We start from the raw sequence: 22,613 nt of genomic DNA on the forward strand, positions 1-22,613 counted from the left end.
TCCAGCACCTTGCCGCTGTTGCGGTTGACCAGCACGTACCACTTCTTCAGATCCAGGGTTTTTTGCTCCGCCGAAGCCTGGCTGACCACGACAGCCGAGCCGGCCACGACCACCATGGAGAGACCCGCCCAGAGACCCCGACGCGCGAGCAACCGACGGCCACGATGCTTCGGGCGACCACCGCGCGCGCCGCCGTCGGCACGGTGGCCGCCGGCGCGGGACGCCACCGATGACGTGGGTGGGCCGGGGACATGTCTGTGCTCTCGTTCCAGGGACACGCCTGTGCTCTCTTTCCGCTGTTGCTCTGACCGGTCCGCTTGGCCGGACAACACTGAGTGGTCCGAGAGGCCGAAAAGGTTGCCGCGAAGAGCCACAGATTTTTTTCGGCCCAGATCGTCTTGCCGACGCGGGTGTGACGGCTGCCCCACCGCTGGGAGAGCTGAGCGACGATGAGGAGGCCCCGGCCGCCTTCGTCGGAGAGGCGGGCGCGTCGCAGATGCGGGGCTGTGCTGCTGGCGTCGCTGACCTCGCAGATCAACGCCGTGTCACGGATGAGCCGCAGGTGGATCGGTGGGGAGCCGTAGCGGATGGCGTGGGTGACCAGTTCCCAGGTGGCGACCTGGCTGGTGCCAAGGGTCCTGGTCCGGGTCAGAAGGAGAGCGACGTCGTCCGTCTGGGGCTGGGGGAGCAGGTTGTGCAGGATCCGGTCGCAGGTCTCCTCCCGTGGGCGGCCGGGTTCGGCGAGCCCCGTGCGCAGCAGCTCGCAGGCTTCGTCCAGGTCGCGGACCTGGGACTCGATCAGTCCGTCCGTGTACAGGGCCAGGACGCTGTTTTCGGGGACGTGGAACTCGGCGGCCTCGAAGGGTATGCCGCCCAGTCCCAGAGGCGGCCCGGCCGGCAGCTCCAGGAAGCGGACCGTGCCGTCGGGGGTGGCCAGGACCGGCGGCGGGTGGCCGGCTCTGGCCATGGCGCAGCGACCGGAGACGGGGTCGTACACCGCGTACAGGCAGGTGGCCCCGACTTCCCCCGAGGGGTGGTCAGGGTGGCCGTCGCGGCCGGTGGCCTCCTCGCGGTCCATGCGCAGCACGAGGTCGTCGAGGTGGGTGAGCAGTTCGTCGGGTGCCAGGTCCACGTCGGCCAGGGTGCGTACCGCCGTGCACAGCCGGAGACCTGGTGCCCGCCTAGGGCAACGGTTGAAGCCCTGGGGTGCCGCGCCCTGCGTGATCAGTCGAAGAACAGCGTGGCCCATAGGTGCCCAGCGATAACGCCGCCGTGGCGTGAACGCGCTCCTCGTCGGCCGATGGAGCTGGACGGCCACCCGTCGCTGCAGTGAGCACTGGCGCTGAGCGACAAAGCTCGCGCCGTACGGATTCCTTTGGTGCTCGCCGGCGACCCGAACATCAGCATCCGAAGTGCAGTCCGGATAGGCGACAGCTGCGCATCAGCCCCCAAGTCGGCCTTGGCGTAAGCGACTTCACTGCCATCTGCAGGACTTGTGGCGCAAGTCGCAGGAAATGCGTCTCGCTATTTGAGACGCGCGAGGGCGGGTCACTGAAATCGGCGGCCGCGCACCCGTCTGGAGATCACTTCACCTCGACTTAGGGCACACGGAGGGCACGCCACCCCCGAATTGGCCTAGATAACAAGCAAACCCCAGGCCGCTGACCTGGGGTTTCTCTCTGGAGCGGGTGACGAGAATCGAACTCGCGCTCTCAGCTTGGGAAGCTGATGTTCTACCATTAAACTACACCCGCGTAAGTCGGACCTATTGGCTCGGGGAGTCGAGGTCCGGACGTTGCTCACTGTACAGCATGGAAGACCCCTGGTGTCCAAGCCCCAGGGGTTTGGGTCTGTTTCAGGGGTGCGATCCGGCTGCGGGTGGGGGGAGTTGGGGCGTACCGTGGGGGCCCGGAGGAGGGGGCGGGTGAGGCCGGAGTGCCGCCTGGAGCGTCGTCTCTTTGATCCCGTAATGTGGCTTTTGTCGTCAGGGCGGTACGCCCGATGAGGCTCTTTGGGGAAGGGACTTAAGGGACTTGATGGAACGCACCGTCGTCCGCTGCGCGGACGGGCACGTCTTCAGCACCGCTTCGTTCCCGATGCAGCAGGCCGAGCGGCTCGGCCCGGGCCGGCTCGTGAGGTGTCCCCGGTGTGCCCGGCTCCGCAGTGCGGTGCCGGTCGCTCTGGAGAAGCGGTAGCGAGGCCGGAGTGAAGGGCGAATCCGCGAAGCGGTAGCGCAGAGTGAAGCGGTAGTCACGCGGTCGCGGGAGCGGCACGGACAGTAACCCTGGCGCGCGAAGTCGTCACGATTGTCACGGCTCCGCGCGCCTTGCGTATCCTCGCTACGTGCTTCTCTCAGACAAGGACATCCGGGCCGAGATCGACGCCGGGCGGGTACGGATCGATCCCTATGACGATTCCATGGTGCAGCCGTCGAGCGTTGACGTGCGGCTGGACCGCTATTTCCGGGTGTTCGAGAACCACCGGTACCCGCACATCGACCCCTCCGTCGAGCAGCCCGACCTGACCCGGCTGGTCGAGCCCGAGGGGGACGAGCCGTTCATCCTGCACCCCGGGGAGTTCGTGCTGGCCTCCACGTACGAGGTCATCTCGCTGCCCGATGATCTTGCCTCTCGGCTCGAGGGGAAGAGCTCGCTGGGGCGGCTCGGGCTGGTCACCCACTCCACCGCCGGGTTCATCGACCCCGGCTTCAGCGGGCACGTCACCCTCGAGCTGTCCAATCTCGCCACCCTGCCGATCAAGCTCTGGCCCGGTATGAAGATCGGCCAGCTGTGCATGTTCCGGCTGACCTCGCCCGCCGAGTTCCCGTACGGCAGCGAACGCTACGGCTCCCGGTACCAGGGGCAGCGCGGGCCGACCGCCTCGCGGTCCTACGTCAACTTCCATCGGACCCAGGTGTGAGGCAGCCGCAGACATGAGTGATGTTCGGGAGAACCTGACCTACGAGCGGTTCGGCGCCGCCGTCCGCGAGCTCGCGCAGACCATCGCCGACGACGGGTACGAGCCCGACATCGTGCTCAGCATCGCCCGGGGCGGGGTGTTCGTCGCCGGCGGGCTCGCGTACGCCCTCGACTGCAAGAACATCCATCTCGTGAACGTGGAGTTCTACACGGGCGTGGGGACGACCCTGGAGATGCCGGTCATGCTGGCGCCCGTCCCCAACGTCATCGACTTCTCGGACAAGAAGGTGCTGATCACCGACGACGTCGCGGACACCGGCAAGACCCTGAAGCTGGTGCGCGACTTCTGCCTCGACACCGTCGCCGAGGTGCGCTCCGCGGTGATCTACGAGAAGTCCCACTCGCTCGTGCAGTGCGAGTACGTGTGGAAGCGGACCGACGACTGGATCAACTTCCCATGGAGCGTCGAGCCGCCCGTGGTGCAGCGGGCCGGGCAGGTCCTCGACGCGTAGGAGGGGGTCAGGAGGGGGTCAGGTGTAGATGATCCCCAGCTCGCGGCCCTTGACGTTCCGGCTCGCGACGACGGGCTTGGGGCCGTCCTGCTCCTGCACCGAGACGCACACCTGGTACAGCTGACCGTGCTCCAGTGGGCTCACGGGCTCGGTGATGACGATGTCCGCGCCGCCGTCGTGGCGCCCGTCACCGTCGTCTGCGCATCCGCGTTCGCCGACCTGTGCCGGTCCCACAGGTCCACGCCGGCGGCCGCGCCGAGTGCGATCAGCGTCGCCCCGACCGCGGTCCAGGCCGGCGCCGGCCTGAGGGAGCGGCGGGGTGCGTAGTGCTGTGCTCGCTGATCGTCCGGTCCCCGGCCGACGGGTAGACACGGTCGTTGCCGGTCGCCGTCGCGTTGAAGACGGTGGAGTTGCCCGGCGGCTTTGCCGGCAGCGCCGGAGTCAGGTCTTCGGCCAGGACACGGCGCAGCTCCTCCGCGAGGTCGAGGGTGGGCGGCGAGCAGCCGCCGGAAGCGAAGGCGCCATTCCTCCGCCGGGACCGTTGCTCTCCGTGCTGCTGACCAGCGCGATCGGCGGTGGCGACGCCGGGGGCGGTACCGGAGGACCGGGGCCGACTGCCGTGTGGACAGCCGTGGGCCGCCGAGACCGCGTTGGCCACGCCCGGTTGTTCCGGCGCCGGATGCGACGGGCTCGACCCCAAGAACACCGGATGCGACCGGGCCGCCACGTCCACGATCAAGGACGGGTGGGCAGGGGCCATGCGCCTCTCCGCGACACCGGCCCCGACCGGGAGTACAGGCTGGGGGTTCTAGAACGTCCCCAGCTTCACTATCGACAGCAGCGCGATCAGCTGGATCGCCGACGCCCCCAGCGCCTTCGGCCAGGGCAGGTCGTGGGAGCGGGAGACCATCAGGGTCAGCAGAGCGCCCGCGCCGATCCAGGTGACCCAGCCGAGCAGCTGCACGAATCCGGCGTCGCCGCCGGCGAACATGGCGACCAGCAGCCGCGGCGCGTCCGTGAGGGCCGTGATCAGCATGGACAGGCCGACCGTCGGCTGCCAGGCGCCGTCACCGCCGAGCTGGCGGGCCAGGGTGTGGGTGACCACGCCCAGGACGAACAGGCCGAGCACCATCACGACCGCCGTGATCAGCACGATCGGCGCCGCGTTGGAGAGCGTGGCGCCGATCGCGTCCTTGCGGGCGCCGTCGAAGCCGAAGACGGCCAGCAGGCCGTATAGGAACGTGGTGATGAGGGCCGGGGCCCACATCGTGTAGTCCCGCATGCGCAGGAAGGTCTGGCCGGGGGAGAGGATGACCCCCTTCAGCAGCTCCTTCCAGTGCAGGGGCGGGCCCAGCGGTGCGGTGGGTGCGGTGGCCGAGCCGGCCTGGTAGGTCGCGCCCTGCGTGTAGCCGGCGGCCTCGTCGATCGAGAACGCCTGGGTGTGGCCCGGGTTGTTGGCCGCGTACGGGTCATGGCCGGGAGCGCCGCCGCCCGGGTGGCCGCCGTCGTCCCCGAAGTACTCCGGCCCGTCGCTGCCCGGGCCCGGGTATCCGTACGACTGCCCCGGCTGCGGGTACGACCGCTGCGGTGCCTGCGGGAAGCCGTACGACGGTCCCGCCGGTCCGTACGACGACCCCGGCTGCCCGTGCTGCGGTGCGGGGCGGCCGTACGACGGTCCCTGCGGTGCCTGCTGTCCTTGGGGGGTGCGGTTGTCCCGGCCCCCGCGTCCGATCCTGAATCCAGCCACGTCGTCGAACGTACCTGGTCTCGGAGAGTGACGTGCCGGGCCCGGGCGTCCGGGCCCGGCTTTGCGGCCGACCTGTGACATCCCCTGGACGTTGCGGGTCATGACGTTGTTGACGCCGCGTTCGGAACGCGGACAGGGTGTCAGAGATCGTTCTGTGACAAGCGACCTGGACACCCTGCTCACCGCACTGTACGTGAAGATCGACGACGAGATCGGAGATACCGGATGGCTGGCTCGGCCTCCGCGGTCGACGGACTCCGAGCTCGTCTGTCTCGCCTTGGCCCAGGTGACACCGGACTTCGCGGCGGAGCCCAGATGGCTGCGGTTCGTCCGGATCCACGCCCGGCCTGCCTCGGGGGAGCCCGGGATCGGCGTGCCGTCACCCGTGCTGGGATCCCCTGCGGCGCTGCCCTGACCCGCGCCTTCGTGAGGTGGCCGGGCGAGGGCTGGTCCAAAATGCCGGAAAGTGCTCCTGACCTGCAACGGTAGGACTCGCTGAGGGTCCTGTTGGCTGCGAGGGAAGAAGCACTTTCCAGACGGAGAAGCGTATCGGGTCCCACCCGCGTGTCCACATCGAGGGCGGCGGCTGTTCGGTGGTCTCCCGAGCCGGGACCGTGTTGCTGGTGGAGGCCAGACTCGAGCGGTTCACGGCGAGCAGGCGGGGCCTACCCCACGTACACGCTGTATCCGTAGCTGTCGACGGCGCTCGAGCCGGGCGTCAGAGTCTGAATCACGAACCCGGTGCAACTGGTGCCGCTGAAGATGTACGCGATGCCATTGGTCTGATTCTGCACCTGAGTCGGAAGACTCCCCACCATGTAGCAGCCGCTGGGGTTGTTGTACGTCGTGCCGCCGATGATCAGCTTTCCTTGCGCTGCGGACGCGGACTGTGTGACGCCGAGCGCAAGCACGGCACCGACACCGACCGCCCCAAGAGTCCGGGCAATGGATGGCATGTCTTTCTCCCCTGCTCAAGTGGGAGCCGCTACTCGACTCCCAGCGCGTATCACTTTATGCGCGCGTGCGACTCCATATGGTAATGATCGCGAGGGGGGTGACGTGCTCCGCTCTTTCGACCTAACCTCGCGCTTTCGCGAGGCGGGCTGTCCGGCTCGTGATCAAGAAAGCAGAAAGTGCCTCTGACCAGGGAGAATGGGGATTTCTGAGGTCCTTGTTCTCGCCGCCGTCGGAGGCACTTTCCGGGTGAAGGTGCGTATCGGGTGCTGTCCGCGTGTCGCGTCGAGGACGATGGCCGCGGGATCGTGTCGCCGGCTGATGCGGTGCTGCTGGTCGAGACGGTCCGTGAATCCGGCCTGGATGCGGCGATATCGGCGGCGCTTGCGCCGTGGCGCAAGCCGCGGGCGGTACACGATCCGGGCAAGATCCTGCTGGATGTGGCGCTCGCGGTGGCGCTGGGCGGGGACTGCCTGGCCGATGTGGGCACGTTGCGGACCGAGTCGGCCCTGTTCGGGTCGGTGGCCTCCGGCCCCGGGTCTCCCGGTTGATCAGTAAGCCGGCGCCGGGGCGGGCAGCGGGTCCTGGCCGCGCTGCGCACCGCCCGTGCTGAAGTACGCGAACACGTGTGACGGTTGGCCGGTGATGCGGCGCCGGACGCGGGCGGGCAGGTGATCGTGGACATCGACAGCGTCCTCGTCCTGGCGCACTCCGAGAAGCAGGACGCCGCCGCGACCTGGAAGAAGTCGTGTGGCCACCATCCGCTGACGGGGTTCGTCGACCATGGCCGCGCCGGGCCGGCGAGCCGGTCGTGGGCCTGTTGCGGCCCGGCGACGCCGGCTCCGGCACCGCCGCCGACCACATCGTCGCCACCTGGCCGGCCCTGGCCAGCTGCCGAAACACCTCCGGCGGGGACGGCAGACGCTGATCCGTTGCGGTTCCGGCGGCGGCACCCGTGAGTTCGTCGTCGGCTCGCGAAGCGCGGAACGTGGCTGTCGTACTCGGTCGGCATGACCATCACCGACGCCGTCCACCAGGCCGTCCTGAAGGTCCCGGCCTCGGCTTGGACACCGGCCGTGGAACCTGACGGTGATATCCGCGACGGTGCCTGGGCCGCCGGACCCGCCGGCGGCCGCCTGACCGGCCGGCCCAAAGGACTCCGGCTGATGGTCCGCAAGGAACGGCCGCCCCCCGGTGCCCAGTTGCGCTTGACCGACACCGACGGCATGCGACTGACCTGCTTCGCCACCAACACCACCGGCGCACCCGTCGCGGACCTGGAACTGCGCCACCGTCAGCGAGCCCGGGCCGAGGACCGCATCCACACCGCCCGCGACACCGGTCTGCGCAACCTCCCCCCTTCACGACACCGCGCGGAAACAGATCTGGCTGGAGACCGTCCAGATCGCTCTCGACCTGCTCGCCTGGATGCCCCTGCTCGCACTGACCGGCAAAGCCCGGCTCTGGGAGCCCCGCCGTCTGCGGCTACGGCTGTTCTCCACCGCAGCCCAGCTCATCACCACTGGCCGCCGCCGCTACCCCCGCCTCGCCGAGCACTGGCCCTGGACCGACGCGACCATCGAAGCCCCGGACCGGCTCCACGCCCTCCCGAACCCCGGTTGACCAGTGCTTTCCCATCCCTGGGAGCAGTACCAGCTCACCGGAACTATGGAATCCGGCGCACACCCCGGCGCGACAGACAGGATCTCAACCTGCCCGCACTCCCATGAACGATCGAGGTTGAGCCAGGAGTGGCTCCGGGGCAAATCCTGGTCGGCCGAACGGGTGCCATCCACTCGGGGAGTGATGGCCATTCACTTCTGCAGCGACGATACCGAGATATGAAAGGGATAAAGCAGTGGTAACGCAGTCCTAGTAAAGGAGTGACCGCGTTGAACTTCCTTTCGGGCCCCGAAAGGCGCCCACGGAGACGTCGCGTAGCAGCCCGGGGCCTGCTCGCCGCGTTCGTCACCGTGGTCGGTGTGGCCGCAACGCCGGCGATCGCCCAGCCGCAGCCTCCGTCTCCCCTCAACCAGCTCTATGCGGCGGGAGAAAAGCTGAAGCACAGCATCCCCGCCCAACATCAGCGGCTCCTGTCGGGATCAGGCCAGTTTCTGCTCAATCTGGCGAACAACAAAAAGTTGCTGAAGGTCCGGCCCAGGCAACTGCCGCTGACGCCACGGCCGGCGCCTCAGGGCTACGCCAACGACCCGAACGCCCCGGAAGACTTCATCTCCCGGTTCGCCGGCAACACGCAGAGCGAGCCGAGCACGGCCTGGTGCGGCAAGACGGCGGTCATCGGCTACAACGACACCGGAAGCTTCATGTCGACGATTGTCAACCCCCCGCCGAGCGGCGCCATCAGCCTCCTTGGGTGGTCCCGCACCACCGACGCGGACAAGAAGCAGCCGTCGTACACCGACATGGGCGCCCTGATCGCCGATCCGCCCCCGCCCGGCGTGACCCGCCGGGACCTGACCGGTGACCCGACGCTGGGCTGCTCGACCAGCAACAACTTCTACTTCGGGTCGACGTCCATGTCGTTCCAGACCGACGGCACCATCAAGAGCGGTATCTCGGTGGCCCGTTCCACGGACGGCGGCACGAGCTTCCACCACGGTGCCCTGGCGGCCAGCGGGGACCTCGGCATGCATTTCCTCGACAAGCCGATGATCACCGTCGAGCCGGGGCCGACCGCTTCCCCGTCCGACGACATCATCCACGTGACGTACACCCACTTCGACGGCTCCGGAACATTCTGTGGCGGCGCCTTCCGCACGGCGATCGAGTACGTCAAGTCGACCGACGGCGGGGCGACCTGGACGGCACCACAGGTGATCGACCAGGACTGCGGCCTTACAGCCACCGTGTTCGGGTCTCTGGTGAAAACGGGCAAGGGCGGCAACGTCTACGTCGCCTGGGAGCGCTACGACCCCGACTTCCAGCACCGGTCCATCCATGTCCGCCGGTCGGTCGACGACGGCGCGAGCTTCGGCGGGGACCACTTGATCAGTCCGGTGGTGCCCACCGGCGACGGTACGTTGCTGCAGGGTTTGTTCCGCAACTTCGTGGATCTGCAGGGCCTGGCGGTCGCACCGTCGAACAAGGCCTTGTACGTGACATGGAACGACGGCCGTTACGCGCAGCAGCCCGACCCCAACAGCAACTGCGAGAACGTCAAGAAGTACTGCTTCTCCAGCGTGCTGTTCTCCAGGTCGACGGACGGCGGTGCCACATGGAGTGCCCCGACCCGGGTGAACGACGGCCCCGTCGGGGAACAGGTCGACTGGTTCCAGCCGGCTCTGGACGTGGACTCACACGGAAAGCTCTACAGTCTCTACTACGACCGGCAGGGCATCTACCGGGGCGTCGCGAGGAACTTCAACATCCAGGCCGTGGTCGCCCAGTCCTCCGACGGGGGAAGCAGCTGGAAGAGGGCACCCGTGAGCTCCCGGTTCTTCCCGACCTTTATGGATCAGGTGCCGCCCCCGCACTACATGGGCGACTACATCTCCATCGCCACGGACAGGCTCGGCACGTATCCGGGTGCGATCGCCGCCTGGGGAGACAACAGCCTCGGTGACGCGAACGTCGGCACGGTGCACGTGATTGCGGATCCGCCCAAGCCCCACCCCAAGCCCCATCCCAAGCCGCACCACGAGGAGAAGCCGGAGCCTCACCGGCACCACAGGTAGGACTTGGCTGAGCAGTTCGGGGTCGCCGGGGGGCCGTTGAGGACAATCGTCTTCTCGGCCCTTCGGCGTTGGCTGTGGTGCCCTGGTTCCTGGGCGGTGAGCGCCGGGGCGAGGTCCTCGCCGGAAGCGCGCGTTCCCCGGCCGGGCCGGGTGCGTGGCGAACGGTGGACGAAACCGCAGGCGTCACTCGAAGTGCTCCGGCTCGCGCGGCCCTGCGGCGCCTGCTGTTCCTGCGGGGGCGTGCGGTCGCGTTCGAAGCGACGCCGTACCGGCCGCCGCGTACGGCACGGCGAACCACGTGGAAGCCACCTCCCACACCTGGCACGTCACCGTGTTCCAGGCGTACCACCGCGGGCCCGAGCCGGATGGCCCGGGCCCGCGGTGGTACGAGGCGTGGTCGCCCGCCTTACGCTCCGCCCCCGCGGCCGGCCGGCCGACGTGCCCAGCAGACGGCGACGAGGGCGACGAACCGGGTGTTGCCCACCGCGTAGCGAAGGAACATGCGGCGGGGCTCCTGGACCAGGCGGTGGAACCATTCGAGGCCGGCCCGCTGCATCCACCGCGGTGCCCTGCTGCGCACTCCCGCCACCACGTCGAAGGATCCGCCGACGCCGACCACCAGGGCGCAGCCCAGGTCCTGCTGCCGACGCGCGAGAAAGTACTCCTTGCGTGGACTCGGCACGGCGAGGAACAGGATGTCCGGACGGGCTTCACGGACAGCAGCAACCACCTGGGGCTCGGAGGTCTCGTCCCAGTAACCGTCCCGGTGTCCGACGATCTTCACTCCCTGCCCGGCGGCGATGCGCGCGGTTTCCTCGACCACCCGGGGTTCGGCGCCCAGGAGGTAGACGCGGTACCCGCGGAGTGCCGCCGTACGCCACAGCGCCAGTATGAAGTCGATGCCCGCGACCCGTTCGGGCAGCGGGTTGCCGAGGAGGCGGGCCGCCCATACGACCGACTGCCCGTCGGCGTTGACGAGCGAGCACGAGCGGATGATCCGCGCCAGTGCCGGGTCGTCATGGGCCTGGACGATCTTCGAGGCGTTCAGCACGACGTGCTGGTGAGGGCCGCCGTCCGCGATCAGCGCCTCGGCGGCCGCCACCGACTCCTCCAGGGTGAGCGGGTGGACGGGCAGTTCGCACACCATCACGGGCCGACACGGGCCCGCCCTCCCGGTTGCCGCGGTCTCGTCGGGCAGCCCCGGCGTAGGCGGTGTGTGCACCTGTGCCTCCAAAGCATTCAACCTTGTCCGAGAATCGATGTCTCCCAGAAGCGCGCGAACGACTCCTCGACACGATCGCGCGCGTACAGCGGCCGCAGCCGATGCCACGCCTCCTGCTGGCGGTCCCGGACACCGTCCAGGTCGGTCCGGCAGGCCTCGAGGAAAGCGGTGACCGAGGCGACCGTGGGTTCGACGGCGTCCACGCATCCGTGGCGGAAGAGTTCGGCGCAGCCGGCGGACGGGGTCCCTGCGACGGCGCAGCCCGCCTGCAACGCCTCGAGCAGTACGAAGGGGAGTCCTTCGGCCCAACGGGCCGGGAGGACGAACACGTCGGCAGCGGACCAGAACCCGGGGACGTCGGCCGGCTGGAGCACACCGAGGTCCCGGTCCACACAACCCATCCGGGATTCCGGCACGTCCCGCCGCATCCCGGCGACGGAGAAGTCCACGGCGGTGCCCGACCGTTTCATCCGGTCCACCGCATCGCACAGCACGTCGAAGCCCTTGGCCCGGCACATCGTGCCGAGCCAGGCGACGCGCAAAGGCCGCACGGCACCGGGGTCCGCCGGCTGTGTGCGGTTCCGCGTGGGAAAAGCACTGGCTTGGCGGGGCGTCTCCGGTGCCGGGTTCCGGATCACCGTCACCGACCTCGTACCGCAGCCACTGGCACGCAGTTCCGCGGCCACGTCCTCGCTCAGGACGATCCAGTGGGCTCCGCCCAGTGCCTTCCGCAGAAGCGGGGCCGCGGAGAGCCGGGCCGGCAACTGGGCGCCGTGGAGGTGCAGCACCGGCGTGGACCGGCCGGCCTTGGCGAGGGCGACGATGAGGGCGTCCCGCAGCAGGGGAAGACCCCACTGGGAGATCGGCAGGTAGACGGCGTCCGGACGTTTTGCGACCAGCACCCGGGCGAAACGCCGCATGGCCGAGCCCGTGGCGCCGGCCTTGGCGAGCCACGGCGGCTCGAAGCGGTCGGACACGCGTTCCGCGGAAAGGGAGATGACACCCACTACATCACACAGGCGCCGCAGCACCGGGGTGAAGAATTCGGCGGCCCTGCCCATGCCCCCGAGGCCCGTACTGTGCCTCAGCGCGAGGACGGTCGGCACCAAGAGCTGTGTATCTCTCGGGTGGAACGGGAACATGACGTCTCCCTCCAAACAATTTATCGAGATCTTATCTGGGGTTTCACGGCATCATGCCCGGGGTCGCAGAGTCCAGTGCGACACGTTGGCTTCTTTTTATTCATAGGATATGTCGATGCAGAAAAATAGGGGACTCACGGGACGGTAACTCGGTGCTTCGCGTCCGCCGTGATAGAAGAGCTTCTGCGACCCAGGGTCATGTGCGAAAACGGCAGGAGATTCTCGTGCTTGAACCGGATATCAAGGATTTCTGGTCCGCCCACCCGTGCGGTGACAACGTCTTCGGGGCGCCGGACGGAGACGAGCGACAGGACTACGAGGAGTTCTTCTCGCGGTACGACGCCGCGAAGTACCGGCTCGAACACCACATTCCGGCGTGCCTGGAGAGACTGGACTGCGCCGGGCGGCGCCTTCTCGAGATCGGACTCGGACAGGGCTCGGAGGCCGAGCAGTTGATCAGGCGAGGTGCCCGGTGGACGGGGGTCGACCTGACCGAGACGGCGGTCAGGAGGACGGGAACGCGGCTCGCCCTGCGTGAACTGCCGTACGACGGGCTGCACCAGGCCAGCGTTCTGGACCTGCCGTTCCCGGACGGGTCCTTCGACGTCGTCTTCAGCCACGGGGTGCTGCACCACGTCCCGGACATCCACCGGGCCCAGCGGGAGATCCGTCGGGTACTGAAGCCCGGCGGAGAGCTGGTGGTCATGCTGTACGCCCGCTGGTCACTCAACTACCTCGTGTCCATCGGGCTGCTGCGCCGAGCCGCGCTCCTGGCGACCCATCCGCTGGTGCGGCTGGGCGCGCTTCCCGCGCCCCAAGGGCTCCTCGGTGCCCACCTGGACAACGCCCGCAGGATCGGGCTCGCACGATACCTGAGGATGCCAAAATTCATCCACAGCAACACCGATGGCCCCCACAACCCGTTTTCGCGGGTCTACGACGTCCGGCGCGTGCGGCGGGACTTCCCCGATTTCGACGTCCGTCACGCCGAGAAGCATTTCCTGCACGCCCCGCTGCTACCTGTTCACGGACGCGGCAGTGGGAAAGTGCTGGGCTGGCATCTGTGGGTGCGTATGACGCCGAGCGCCCGTTGATGGGAAACCGTTTACGAATGCGCCGCACGGGGGGAACATTCGGCCGCGACCCTGGGTGATTCAGGGACTGTTTCCTACGCTGTCGCCGGGGAGGAAGGAACCGGCCGCACAGAAACAGAAAAAACGGCCGGCCGTCCATTCGTCAGCTTCAGCACAAGGAGTGCGTGTGACAGCAAGAACGGCGCTCATCACCGGAATCACCGGCCAGGACGGCTCCTATCTCGCCGAGTTGCTCCTGGACAAGGGCTACACCGTCCACGGGATCATCCGGCGTGCTTCCACGTTCACCACCAGCCGTATCGATCACCTCTACCAGGACCCGCACGATCCCGAAACCCGGCTGTTCCTGCACTACGGCGATCTGACGGATGCCAGCAGGGTCGCCGGTCTGCTCGAACGCGTACGGCCGGACGAGGTGTACAACCTCGCCGCCCAGTCGCATGTGCGCGTTTCCTTCGACGAGCCCTTGTTCACCGGGGACACGACGGCACTGGGCACCACACGGCTGCTCGAGGCCATCCGGACCACGGGCCTGCCCTGCCGCTTCTACCAGGCGTCGAGCTCCGAGATGTTCGGTGCGTCGCCCCCGCCGCAGCACGAGACGACTCCTTTCCACCCTCGCTCCCCGTACGGAGTAGCCAAGGTCTACGCGTACTGGATCACCCGCAACTACCGTGAGGCGTACGGGCTCTACGCGGCCAACGGCATCCTCTTCAACCACGAGTCACCGCGCCGGGGGCCCACGTTCGTCACTCGCAAGGTGGCCATGGCGGCGGCTCGGATCAAGGCGGGCCTCCAGGACGCGCTGTACCTCGGCAACCTCGAGGCGCGCCGCGACTGGGGCTACGCAGCGGAGTACGTCGAGGCCATGTGGCTGATGCTGCAGCAGGACGCCCCGGACGACTACGTCGTCGCCACGGGCACCAGCTACAGCGTTCAGGATTTCGTCGAGCACTGCTTCGCCCATGTGGGCCTCGACTGGCGCGACCACGTGCGCTTCGACGAGAGATACCTGCGCCCCGCCGAGGTTGACGACCTGGTCGGTGACGCGTCGAAGGCGGCACGGATCCTCGGCTGGCGGCCGACTGTGCGCGCGCCCGAGCTGGCGGGCCTGATGGTCGATGCGGAACTCGAGGCACTCCCTGGGAAGGGAGGAGGCCCGGTGCCGGCCGTCCCTCTGCCCGCTCACCCGCTCGCCCGGCTCTGACCCGTTCCGGTGGCCGGACACGCCACCCGTCCCACAGAGGTTGTCCACGTGATCAAACTGATCAAGTCCAGCTTCCATCGTGAAGCCGAGACCAAGCGTGCCGTGGCCGAGTTCGTCCTGAGCCAGGACGTCCTCAGCATGAGCGAGCAGTGCCGGGCGTTCGAGACGGCTTTCGCCGAGAAGCAGGAGCGGACGTATGCGGTCTTCGTCGCCAACGGAAGCGTGGCCAATCTGCTCCTGATCCAGGCCCTGCTGAACCAGGGCAGACTTCAGCGTGGCGGGCGTGTCGGCTTCTGCGCACTGACCTGGCCAACCAACGTGATGCCCCTGATCCAGCTGGGTCTGGAGCCGGTCGCGATCGACTGCGAGCTGGACACGCTGAACGTCTCGCCCGAGGCCTTCGACGCACACATCGCCGGCTGCCAGGCGCTGTTCCTGACCAACGTCCTGGGGTTCTGCGACGATCTTCCGGCGCTGCGGCACATGTGTGACGACCGCGGTGTCCTCCTGATCGAGGACAACTGCGAGGCTCTGGGGTCGAGAACGAACCACACCTTGCTCGGCAACTTCGGTGTGGCCTCGACGTTCTCGTTCTTCGTCGGTCACCACCTGTCGACCATCGAGGGCGGCATGGTGTGCACCGACGACGAGGAGCTGTACGAACAGCTGGTCATCTCCCGTGCCCACGGCTGGGACCGTAACCTGCCTCCGGCCACGCGGGAGAGGGTGCGTGCCGAGGCCTGCGTGGACGACTTCCAGGCCAGGTACACCTTCTACGACCTGGCGTCGAACTTCCGGCCCACAGAGATCAACGGCTTCATCGGGAACCAGCAGATCCGGTACTGGGACGAGATCGTCGGCGCGCGGGTGGCCAACTTCGAGCGCTTCCAGCGGGCCATGGCCGGCAATGCGGATGTACTCCACTGCGACCTCAGTCATATGGACACCGTGTCGAACTTCGCCATGCCGGTCGTCTGCAGGACCCCCGAGCTGGCCCGGAAGTACCGCTCCGAGTTCGAGGCGGCCGGGGTGGAGATCCGTCCTGTCATCGCGGGTGACATCACGCAACAGCCCTTCTACCGCAAATACGTCCAGGACACGGCCGAACGGCCGAACGCGCGGCTCGTCCACACCAACGGCTTCTACTTCGGCAACAACCCCGAGATGAACGAGGAAGAGCTGACGACCCTGTGCGACTTGCTCGCCGGCTGACGAGTGAAGAGTACGGAGTAAGGGGCAAGCGGGATGAACCAGCAAGCGAAGATCTATGTCGCCGGGCACACCGGGATGGTGGGCCAGGCGATCGTGCGGCGACTGCGCTCCGAAGGGTACGAGAACCTGGTTCTGGCCACGCGGGCCGAACTCGACCTCACCGACCAACGTTCCGTGCGGGACTTCGTCATGACCGAGCGGCCCCAGTACGTCGTCGACAGTGCCGCGCGGGTGGGCGGCATCAAGGCGAACATGAGCCATCCCGCGGACTTCCTGTACGAGAACCTCCAGATCCAGAACAACCTGATCTGGTCGGCCAAGGAGGCGGGGGTGCAGACTTTTCTCTTCCTCGGCAGCTCCTGTATCTACCCCCGCGCCTGTCCCCAGCCCATGAAGGAGGAGTACCTCATGACGGGCAGGCCGGAACCCACCAACGAGGCCTACTCCTACGCGAAGATCGCAGGGATGAAGCTGTGCGAGTACATCTACGCCGAGTTCGGGATGAACTTCATTTCCTGTATGCCGACCAACATCTACGGCGAGAACGACAACTTCGATCCCGAGACCTCTCATGTGATCCCGTCTCTTCTCCGCAGGATCCATCAGGCAAAGGCGACGGGCTGTTCCGAGGTGACGATCTGGGGTACCGGATCGAGCCGGCGCGAGTTCCTGTATGTGGACGACTTGGCCGATGCCGTGGTGTGGCTGCTGTTCAACTACAAGAAGAAGCAGTTCCTGAACGTCGGAACGGGCGAGGACGTCTCCATCCTGGAGTTGGCCGAGCACATCGGCAAAGTGGTCGGCTACGAAGGACAATTCTCGTTCGACCGCACAAAGCCGGACGGGATGCCGAGAAAGCTACTGGATGTCACCAGGTTGCACGAGCTCGGCTGGAGTCACCGCACCGGGCTCGACGAAGGACTGAGGCGGACGTACGACTGGTTCCTGACCAATCTGGTCCCCCCTTCATGACGGATGCCGCTGAACCCCTTTCGCTCGCAGCCGGGCATGATCGCGGTTGACCCGGGCGTACTTCTCGGGAAGGTCTCGCCCGTGGTAGTGGGTGCGGCCGGGCAGAGCCTGGTGCCAACCAGCTCCGCTCCCTACTCCGCGCGTACTGCCCATCTGCCTCGGACGCCTTCCCGACCCGGGCCAATGGCCTGTGCCGACCCGAGGCCCGCGAACTCCTCAAGGGCGCACCGGCCCCCACCAAGGCCGCGCAGCTGACCCGCGCCCAGCTCCGGGCCGCACTCAAACGCGCCGGCCGCAAGCGCGGCATCGAGGCGGAGGCCGACCGCCTCCGCGAGGTATTCCGCGCCGACCGGGCTTACCAGCCACTGCTCGTCGAAGACGCACTCGGCAACGCAGATGCCCGCTCTTGTCCTGCAATCGGAGGCCGCCCGCACCGCCGCTGACGACCTCGCCGAGGCGGTGGAAGAGGCGTTCCCTCAGCACCCGGACGCCGAGGTCCTGCTGAGTCTCCCCGGACTCGGCGTCCACCTCGGCGCCCGGGTCCTGGCTGAGATCGAGGACGACCGCACCCGCTCCGCCGACGCCCGCGGCCTGAAGGCATACGCCGGTTCCTCACCCATCACTCGTCCAACACCCGGCGGTGGGTGAAGAACGACCGTCTGCACCACGCCGGACACGTGTGGGCCTTCGTTTCCCTGCGGGCCTCCGCCGGGGCGAACGCCCACTACCGTCGCCGACGCGAGCACGGCGACTGGCACGCTGCCGCCCAGAGAAACCTCTTCAACCGCGTGATCGGCCGGCTCCACCACTGCCTCCAGCACCGCAAGCTGTGCGACGAGCAGCTTGACGCCCTGGCATCGTGAGGCGTCTTCGGGCGTAGATGAGCCAGGAAACGTGCTCGTGAGAAGCGTTCACTCACTCAGGCTGACCGCGCTTCCCGAGCGTCCCGTGATGAGCGCCACACCCCAGCCACACACGAAGGAAATATCCTGCATGCCCAGCACACAGTCCACAGACCGGCCGCACACCGTACCGAAAAGGACCCGGCAAAGCGCACGACTGAGTTTGCCCGCTCTCCGAATCAGTCGACGGGACATCGGCATATCACTGATCTCGGCCTCCACCACGGCCGAGGTCCGGCCCCCACAGAAGGCACGGCGTACAACCCCCGACAACGTCATCCTGTCCTGGTCGGGGGTTTCGAAGACAAGTGCGGTGCGGGTGAAGAACATCCGCGCTCCGCGCTGGGTCATCTCATGGAAGAAGACGGAGTCCTCGCCGCCCGTCCTGTCGAACGCCGAGTTGAAACGCAGACCCGTGCGACAGACCGCGGACATTCGGACGAGTGTGTTCCCGGATTGGGCAGGCCCTTCCAGCGGCCCGTCATCCTGGGTCCTCACCTGGCGAATCAGCCGCCCCTCGTCGAGCCATCGGGGTGCCCCCTGAGGCAGACGGATCACGACAGGACCCACGACGACGTCGGCGTCGTTGTTCTCGGCACTGGCGACCAGGGCGCCGAGCCATTCCGGAACCGGCCGCTCGTCGTCGTCGATGAAAACCAGCGCATCGTACTGCCGGGCGGCGTCGATTGCCGCGTTGCGGACCTGGGAGTAACCGCGCTTCTCGACGCGCAGGTAAGCGACGCCGCAGACGGCCGCAGCCTCACGGGCCGACTTCGACCCGGCCGCCGAGTTGTCCAGGATCAGGATCGACACCGTGCGCGGACCACCGCTCTCGGTGACGCGAGCCTGCTGAACGAGGTCGTCGAGCAAAGGACGCAGCGGGCGCGCACCTGTGGTCGGCACCGCGATGAGAACGGACTTCAGCATGCTGGGCATAGGAGGCGATTGCCTGTCTGTGTTCCGGAAGAGCGGAGTAGTGGCCGCCGTCAAATCCGGTCGGGGTAGCGGAATTATTCCCGCGTTCGGACGGAGAGCCTAGCTGTGACAACTCCGGACATGGAGCGCGGACCTTTCACGGCCGCAGGAATCTCACTCGTCCGGGGCACGCCAGCCGATGCATCACAGGAGTCCGATTTCCAGCAGTCTCTCCCGGGCGGTACGGATTCGTACGCTCCAATCACCCACCTCACTCAGCCGGTTCAGTGCCCGGTCGACGACCGGCTGCCAGCTGCCGGGTGAGGCCAGGATGTCCAGCACCTGTTGAGCCGGATTGTTCCAATCGACCTCGACGACAGGATTGAAACCCATGAGGGTCACCAATTCCGAAGGTGCATGCCCGAGCACGAGACACCCTGACGCCATGCTTTCGAGATATCGCTGAGTCATCGTCTCCACGTTGCCGGAGCGCTGTGGATGCGTGAGCGAGGACGGGAAGCAGACCGAGATCACCGTATCCGACAGGCCGCGCCGCAGAGCGTGTTCATCTGCATACACCAGTCGGCCCGGTTCGTTCTCGTACAGGTGGGGAAGGGGAGAATGCAGCCGCACGGCCTCAGTGATTGCTTTGTGCCAGTCCGCGTGCCGACGTCCGAGCTCCAGGATGCCGACCATCCTCGCATCCAGGCAGGTGCCGGAATCGTGCCGAGCGACCCGTGTCGCCTCGGGGAGATGGATGACCTGGGACTGAGGCAACGCCTCAGCGAGGAATCGTGCCGACTGGAGGGCCGTGACGAAAACGGCCGGGGGCCGTAGGGGCCGCAGCCGACGGGCCCACAACTCCCAGGTCGGCTCCCACACGTCCCAGCAGTACGGGACGACATCTCCCGTGAGGCCGGCCGCGTAGAGCTGGCCGAACCGTGCTCCCATCATGGGGACGATGACCGGTCCTTTGCGGCGGCGCCGCCGATGAGGGAGGGAGAGGTGGGATCTGGCAAGAGTCCGACCGATCAAAGGCGGGGTCCCGACCTCCACGCCATGGGCGCCCTGTCCGATGAATTCGGCGACCAGATCCCTCACCGCATAGTGCGAGGGATGTTCCTCATGTAGCGGGACCGCCACGCGCAGTTCAGTGGTGGGGCGATCACGGGATCCAACGGCAGTCATTGCCCCTCCGCGGACTCCTCGCAGCGAAACGATCACGTGTCCGAATTCCCTTTGTTTTTCCGGCAGGCGACGAATATACATCGATTTCCTGTGATGCTGCCGTAGCATGCTGACACACTTCGCCAGGAAGGGACGTCCACACGTGGTTCTCCACGCTCACAGTTCAGTAGGGCCGGCCGCGTCGTGACCAAAGGAAGGCCGCCCGGCGAAGCCCGGGAAGAAGTATCGGTCCGGTCGCCTTTTCGGACAGGACCTCCGCCGCAGCGAGCACAGTCGGCACAGGAGCGGATCGAACCTCAGCAAAGCGTCCTCGCCCCCCATCTGCGGGCCGCCGGACGTTCACTCGGGGTCAAGGCCGTGAGTCTTCCCGTTACCGCGGTTTCCACCCTTCTTGCGACACGGACCGTGGTTGATGCCCTGGGTCCGACCGGCTTTGCCTTCTTCGCGCTCGTCACAACGCTTCCGCTGCTGTTGCCGCTCAATGATCTCGGTACCGGTGCGGCCATCGTGGAAGCGATGGGAAAGAGGAGCGCCGACGACCATCGGGACCTGCACGGAACGATTATCACAAGTGCGCGCCTGCTCAGTTGCGCGGGCATCTTGAGTGCCCTTGTGGGTATCGTTCCTGCGTGTTTTGGCGTGTGGAGCACCGTGCTCAATTCTGGGGCTCAGCGGTCTGGTGAGGTTTCGGTCGCCGTCGCCTTCACGCTCTTCGGGTGCAGCCTGCCGCTGAACCTGGGAAATTCCGTGTTGATCGCGTTGAACCGAACCCACATTGCCCTGCTTTTCCAAATGCTGGGCAGTGTCCTCACCTTGGGGCTCGTCGTGCTGTCGGGGGTCGTACATGCGCCGTCCACGGCCTTCATCGTGTCGGGCTTCGCTGCGCAGTGTCTGGTGGGCGCAGCCTGCCTGCTGTGGGCCGGGCGAATTCTCGGTCTGCCGCTGCTCGGGATGGTCCTGGGAAGCCTCGACACCCGGCACACTCCCACACGCATCTGGCACCTCGCCGGGCCCATGGCTGTCATCAACGCCGCTTTGGCCGTGGCCTATTCGACCGATCGGCTGGTCCTCGTCCATACCGTCGATTCCGATGCCGTCGCCGCGTACTCGGCCGGTGCGCGTCTTTTCGCACCCGCTGTAGCTCTGGCCAGCGCCACCGGTCTGCCCCTGTGGACCGTCTTCGCCCGGCAACGCGGCACCTCGGGTCGGCCGCACGCACGTCATGTTGCGCGCCATGTTGCGCGCCTGACCCTGTACTTCGCGGTCGGAGGCGCAATCCTCGGCGCGGGGCTGATCTTCTTCGGTCCGGCGGTCGCCTCCTGGATGTTGCACGGAAAGGTTGAGGTCGGGACGGGACTCATGGCTGCCTTCGCGGCCCTGCTGCTGGTCCAGTCCGCTTCCTATCCGGCCAGCATGTGGCTGACCGACGCCGCCGGTCTGAAGTACCAAGCGCAAAGAGCCGGAGTGATGGCGTTGGTGAATCTGGCCCTCTCGATCGTCCTGGCGCGTCATCTCGGTGCGAGCGGCCCCGTCATCGGATCGGTCGTCGCCGTCATGACCTGTCTCTTCCTCCCCAACCTCCGGAGGTCCATGTCCCATGCTTGACACGAAGATGCCCTCCCGGACAAGCACGGGGAAAAGCCGCATCATTGTGCAAGAGCTGCCCGTCAGGCAGCCGCAGCCAGTGCGCTCGTCGCGGGGGCAGGGCGGCCGTCTGGTTGTGGCTGCGGCTGTCGGCCTGGGCAATGCATGGGGACCTTATACACAGTCAGGTCTCACCATCGGACACGTTATCGTACTGATGATCACGCCTGTGGTCCTCGCCACTGCATGGCGTTGGAAGATGGCGCGTTGGAACGTTCTCCTCTTGCTTGTGTGGCTGCTCGGGGCCGCCCTGACCGAAGCTGTGGTGGACAACTCGATTCATGACACAGCCCTGGTCCTGTCCCGTCCGCTCGCCGTTCTTGTGAGTTTCTGCGGTGGGATGTGGGCCCTCCAGGGCCGGCCGGCTGTTGTTCGCGTGTACGTTGTGTCATTCGTTGCGGGACTGACATGCAATATCGCGATTTTCCTCCGGAGTAACCCGAGTATCGATGCGTGGAAGTACGGATACGGGCCGGTGGTCAGCCTGGCGGCGATTCTTGTCGCGTTCGCGCTGCTTTCCCGTCGGATGCGTGTCAGCGCAGCCGTCGTGGTGATCGCGGTGGCTCTCGTCAGTCTCTTTCTGGGGTTCCGCTCCGAGTTTATGATCGTTTGCTCGGCGGGTGCCGTGGCGGTGCTCGCCGGGCGTCGTGAAGCAAGGCTCAGTTGGAAAAGAGCCATCTTCATCACGGTTGGCTTGATCCTGTTTGCCGGCTCCGTCCCGACCCTTTATGGCTACCTGGCCTCCAAGGGGGCTCTAGGGGCGGAGCAGGAGTACAGATGGGAGGGTCAGAGCGAGGTGCAGGGCGGGGTACTGGTGGGGGCCCGTCCGGAAATCCTGGCATCCTATGTAATCATCAAGGAGTCCCCGTTGATCGGCAGGGGACTGACGCCTCAGGTGAGCCGCGAGACCCGGAGTGAGTTTCTGGGGAAGCTGCGGGCCGGCGATGTCGATTTCAACGAGCGTCGAGAGAATTACTATTTCGGCAGAGGACTTTTCCTCCACTCGGTTCTGTTTCAACTCTGGGCGGAGAACGGCATTGCGGTGCTTCCTGGAGTTCTGCTTCCCGTACTGCTCGTCCTGCTGTCCCTGGTTGTTGCGATCAGAAACGGATCCGGGCCGTATGCTCTGCTCTTCGCATTCCTTTTTGCGCAACTCGGCTGGGACCTCGTTTTCTCTCCATGGATGAGGCTCGAGGGTCTCTATCTCGGCACCGCTGCGGCGGCCGCCCTGCTTTTTCGTGGGACTTCTGTCTGGCCCCGCGAATTCCGTATGCCGTGACAAGCCAGGA

General features: G+C 66.8%; 17 protein-coding genes, 1 tRNA gene and 3 pseudogenes. 12 read left to right on the forward strand and 9 right to left on the reverse strand.

The genetic code is table 11. The annotated features are described in order from the left end of the window. Nucleotides 1–373 precede the first annotated feature (373 nt). Nucleotides 374–1,165, reverse strand: a pseudogene (locus tag ACH47Z_RS18680) (ATP-binding SpoIIE family protein phosphatase); the annotation flags it as partial. A 515-nt stretch (nt 1,166–1,680) separates the two neighbouring features. Further along, nucleotides 1,681–1,754: transfer RNA gene (locus tag ACH47Z_RS18685), tRNA-Gly, on the reverse strand. Between the two features lie 589 nt (nt 1,755–2,343). Here ACH47Z_RS18685 and dcd point away from each other — a divergent pair. Both dcd and ACH47Z_RS18695 read left to right on the forward strand, forming a co-directional pair. Beyond that, nucleotides 2,344–2,919: a dCTP deaminase gene (gene dcd, locus ACH47Z_RS18690; protein ID WP_399074858.1), complete on the forward strand. Its 576-nt coding sequence runs from the start codon at nt 2,344–2,346 to the stop codon at nt 2,917–2,919. A gap of 13 nt (nt 2,920–2,932) precedes the next feature. Then, a complete protein-coding gene (locus ACH47Z_RS18695) occupies nt 2,933–3,430 on the forward strand; it encodes a phosphoribosyltransferase (protein ID WP_399074860.1) in 498 nt (165 codons plus the stop codon). A gap of 18 nt (nt 3,431–3,448) precedes the next feature. Here the strand turns inward: ACH47Z_RS18695 and ACH47Z_RS18700 are convergent, their stop codons facing one another. Further along, entirely contained in the window at nt 3,449–3,664 is a 216-nt protein-coding gene (locus ACH47Z_RS18700) for a hypothetical protein (RefSeq protein ID WP_399074862.1), read from the reverse strand. A gap of 574 nt (nt 3,665–4,238) precedes the next feature. Then, a complete protein-coding gene (locus tag ACH47Z_RS18705) occupies nt 4,239–5,258 on the reverse strand; it encodes a Yip1 family protein (protein ID WP_399075363.1) in 1,020 nt (339 codons plus the stop codon). 73 nt (nt 5,259–5,331) lie between these two features. Between ACH47Z_RS18705 and ACH47Z_RS18710 the strand changes: the two genes are divergently transcribed. Beyond that, nucleotides 5,332–5,592: a hypothetical protein gene (locus tag ACH47Z_RS18710; protein ID WP_399074864.1), complete on the forward strand. Its 261-nt coding sequence runs from the start codon at nt 5,332–5,334 to the stop codon at nt 5,590–5,592. Between the two features lie 250 nt (nt 5,593–5,842). Here ACH47Z_RS18710 and ACH47Z_RS18715 read toward each other — a convergent pair whose 3' ends face one another. Then, complete coding sequence (locus ACH47Z_RS18715; RefSeq protein WP_399074866.1) at nt 5,843–6,133, reverse strand: hypothetical protein; 291 nt, start codon at nt 6,131–6,133, stop codon at nt 5,843–5,845. Between the two features lie 247 nt (nt 6,134–6,380). Here ACH47Z_RS18715 and ACH47Z_RS18720 point away from each other — a divergent pair. Together ACH47Z_RS18720 and ACH47Z_RS18725 are read left to right on the forward strand one after the other, a co-directional pair. Next, nucleotides 6,381–7,754 (forward strand): annotated as a pseudogene (locus ACH47Z_RS18720) (IS1380 family transposase). Between the two features lie 359 nt (nt 7,755–8,113). After that, nucleotides 8,114–9,826: a sialidase family protein gene (locus tag ACH47Z_RS18725; protein WP_399074868.1), complete on the forward strand. Its 1,713-nt coding sequence runs from the start codon at nt 8,114–8,116 to the stop codon at nt 9,824–9,826. A 406-nt stretch (nt 9,827–10,232) separates the two neighbouring features. On the opposite strand, the gene ACH47Z_RS18730 is transcribed toward ACH47Z_RS18725, so the two are convergent. Together ACH47Z_RS18730 and ACH47Z_RS18735 are read right to left on the reverse strand one after the other, a co-directional pair. Further along, on the reverse strand, nt 10,233–11,048 hold the full coding sequence (locus ACH47Z_RS18730; RefSeq protein WP_399074870.1) for a WecB/TagA/CpsF family glycosyltransferase: 816 nt from the start codon (nt 11,046–11,048) through the stop codon (nt 10,233–10,235). Between the two features lie 17 nt (nt 11,049–11,065). Beyond that, on the reverse strand, nt 11,066–12,154 hold the full coding sequence (locus tag ACH47Z_RS18735) for a glycosyltransferase family 4 protein (protein WP_399074872.1): 1,089 nt from the start codon (nt 12,152–12,154) through the stop codon (nt 11,066–11,068). A gap of 260 nt (nt 12,155–12,414) precedes the next feature. Here ACH47Z_RS18735 and ACH47Z_RS18740 point away from each other — a divergent pair, with 260 nt between their 5' ends. The 5 genes and pseudogenes from ACH47Z_RS18740 to ACH47Z_RS18760 form a co-directional block, all read left to right on the forward strand. Then, the gene (locus tag ACH47Z_RS18740) at nt 12,415–13,284 is read left to right on the forward strand and encodes a class I SAM-dependent methyltransferase (RefSeq protein WP_399074874.1); all 870 of its coding nucleotides are present in this window, start codon (nt 12,415–12,417) and stop codon (nt 13,282–13,284) included. A 166-nt stretch (nt 13,285–13,450) separates the two neighbouring features. Next, nucleotides 13,451–14,491 (forward strand): GDP-mannose 4,6-dehydratase, encoded by a 1,041-nt coding sequence (gmd, locus tag ACH47Z_RS18745; RefSeq protein ID WP_399074876.1) that lies wholly within the window; start codon nt 13,451–13,453, stop codon nt 14,489–14,491. Between the two features lie 48 nt (nt 14,492–14,539). Continuing rightward, nucleotides 14,540–15,703, forward strand: a complete 1,164-nt coding sequence (locus ACH47Z_RS18750) for a DegT/DnrJ/EryC1/StrS family aminotransferase (protein WP_399074878.1) — start codon at nt 14,540–14,542, stop codon at nt 15,701–15,703. A gap of 33 nt (nt 15,704–15,736) precedes the next feature. After that, nucleotides 15,737–16,675, forward strand: a complete 939-nt coding sequence (locus ACH47Z_RS18755; RefSeq protein ID WP_399074880.1) for a GDP-L-fucose synthase family protein — start codon at nt 15,737–15,739, stop codon at nt 16,673–16,675. A 113-nt stretch (nt 16,676–16,788) separates the two neighbouring features. Further along, nucleotides 16,789–17,538: pseudogene (locus ACH47Z_RS18760) on the forward strand (transposase); the annotation flags it as partial. Between the two features lie 48 nt (nt 17,539–17,586). On the opposite strand, the gene ACH47Z_RS18765 reads toward ACH47Z_RS18760, so the two are convergent. Next, nucleotides 17,587–18,504 (reverse strand): glycosyltransferase, encoded by a 918-nt coding sequence (locus tag ACH47Z_RS18765; RefSeq protein ID WP_399074882.1) that lies wholly within the window; start codon nt 18,502–18,504, stop codon nt 17,587–17,589. A gap of 192 nt (nt 18,505–18,696) precedes the next feature. Continuing rightward, nucleotides 18,697–19,761: a hypothetical protein gene (locus ACH47Z_RS18770; protein WP_399074884.1), complete on the reverse strand. Its 1,065-nt coding sequence runs from the start codon at nt 19,759–19,761 to the stop codon at nt 18,697–18,699. Nucleotides 19,762–20,085: 324 nt separating this feature from the next. On the opposite strand from ACH47Z_RS18770, the gene ACH47Z_RS18775 reads away from it, so the two are divergent. Together ACH47Z_RS18775 and ACH47Z_RS18780 are read left to right on the forward strand one after the other, a co-directional pair. After that, on the forward strand, nt 20,086–21,285 hold the full coding sequence (locus ACH47Z_RS18775; protein WP_399074886.1) for a lipopolysaccharide biosynthesis protein: 1,200 nt from the start codon (nt 20,086–20,088) through the stop codon (nt 21,283–21,285). Then, nucleotides 21,278–22,603 (forward strand): hypothetical protein, encoded by a 1,326-nt coding sequence (locus ACH47Z_RS18780; RefSeq protein WP_399074888.1) that lies wholly within the window; start codon nt 21,278–21,280, stop codon nt 22,601–22,603. The genes ACH47Z_RS18775 and ACH47Z_RS18780 overlap by 8 nt, the downstream gene beginning before the upstream one ends. The last annotated feature ends 10 nt before the right edge of the window (nt 22,604–22,613 follow it).

The organism is Streptomyces sp. NPDC020192, from assembly GCF_044388685.1.
Lineage (GTDB): Bacteria > Actinomycetota > Actinomycetes > Streptomycetales > Streptomycetaceae > Streptomyces.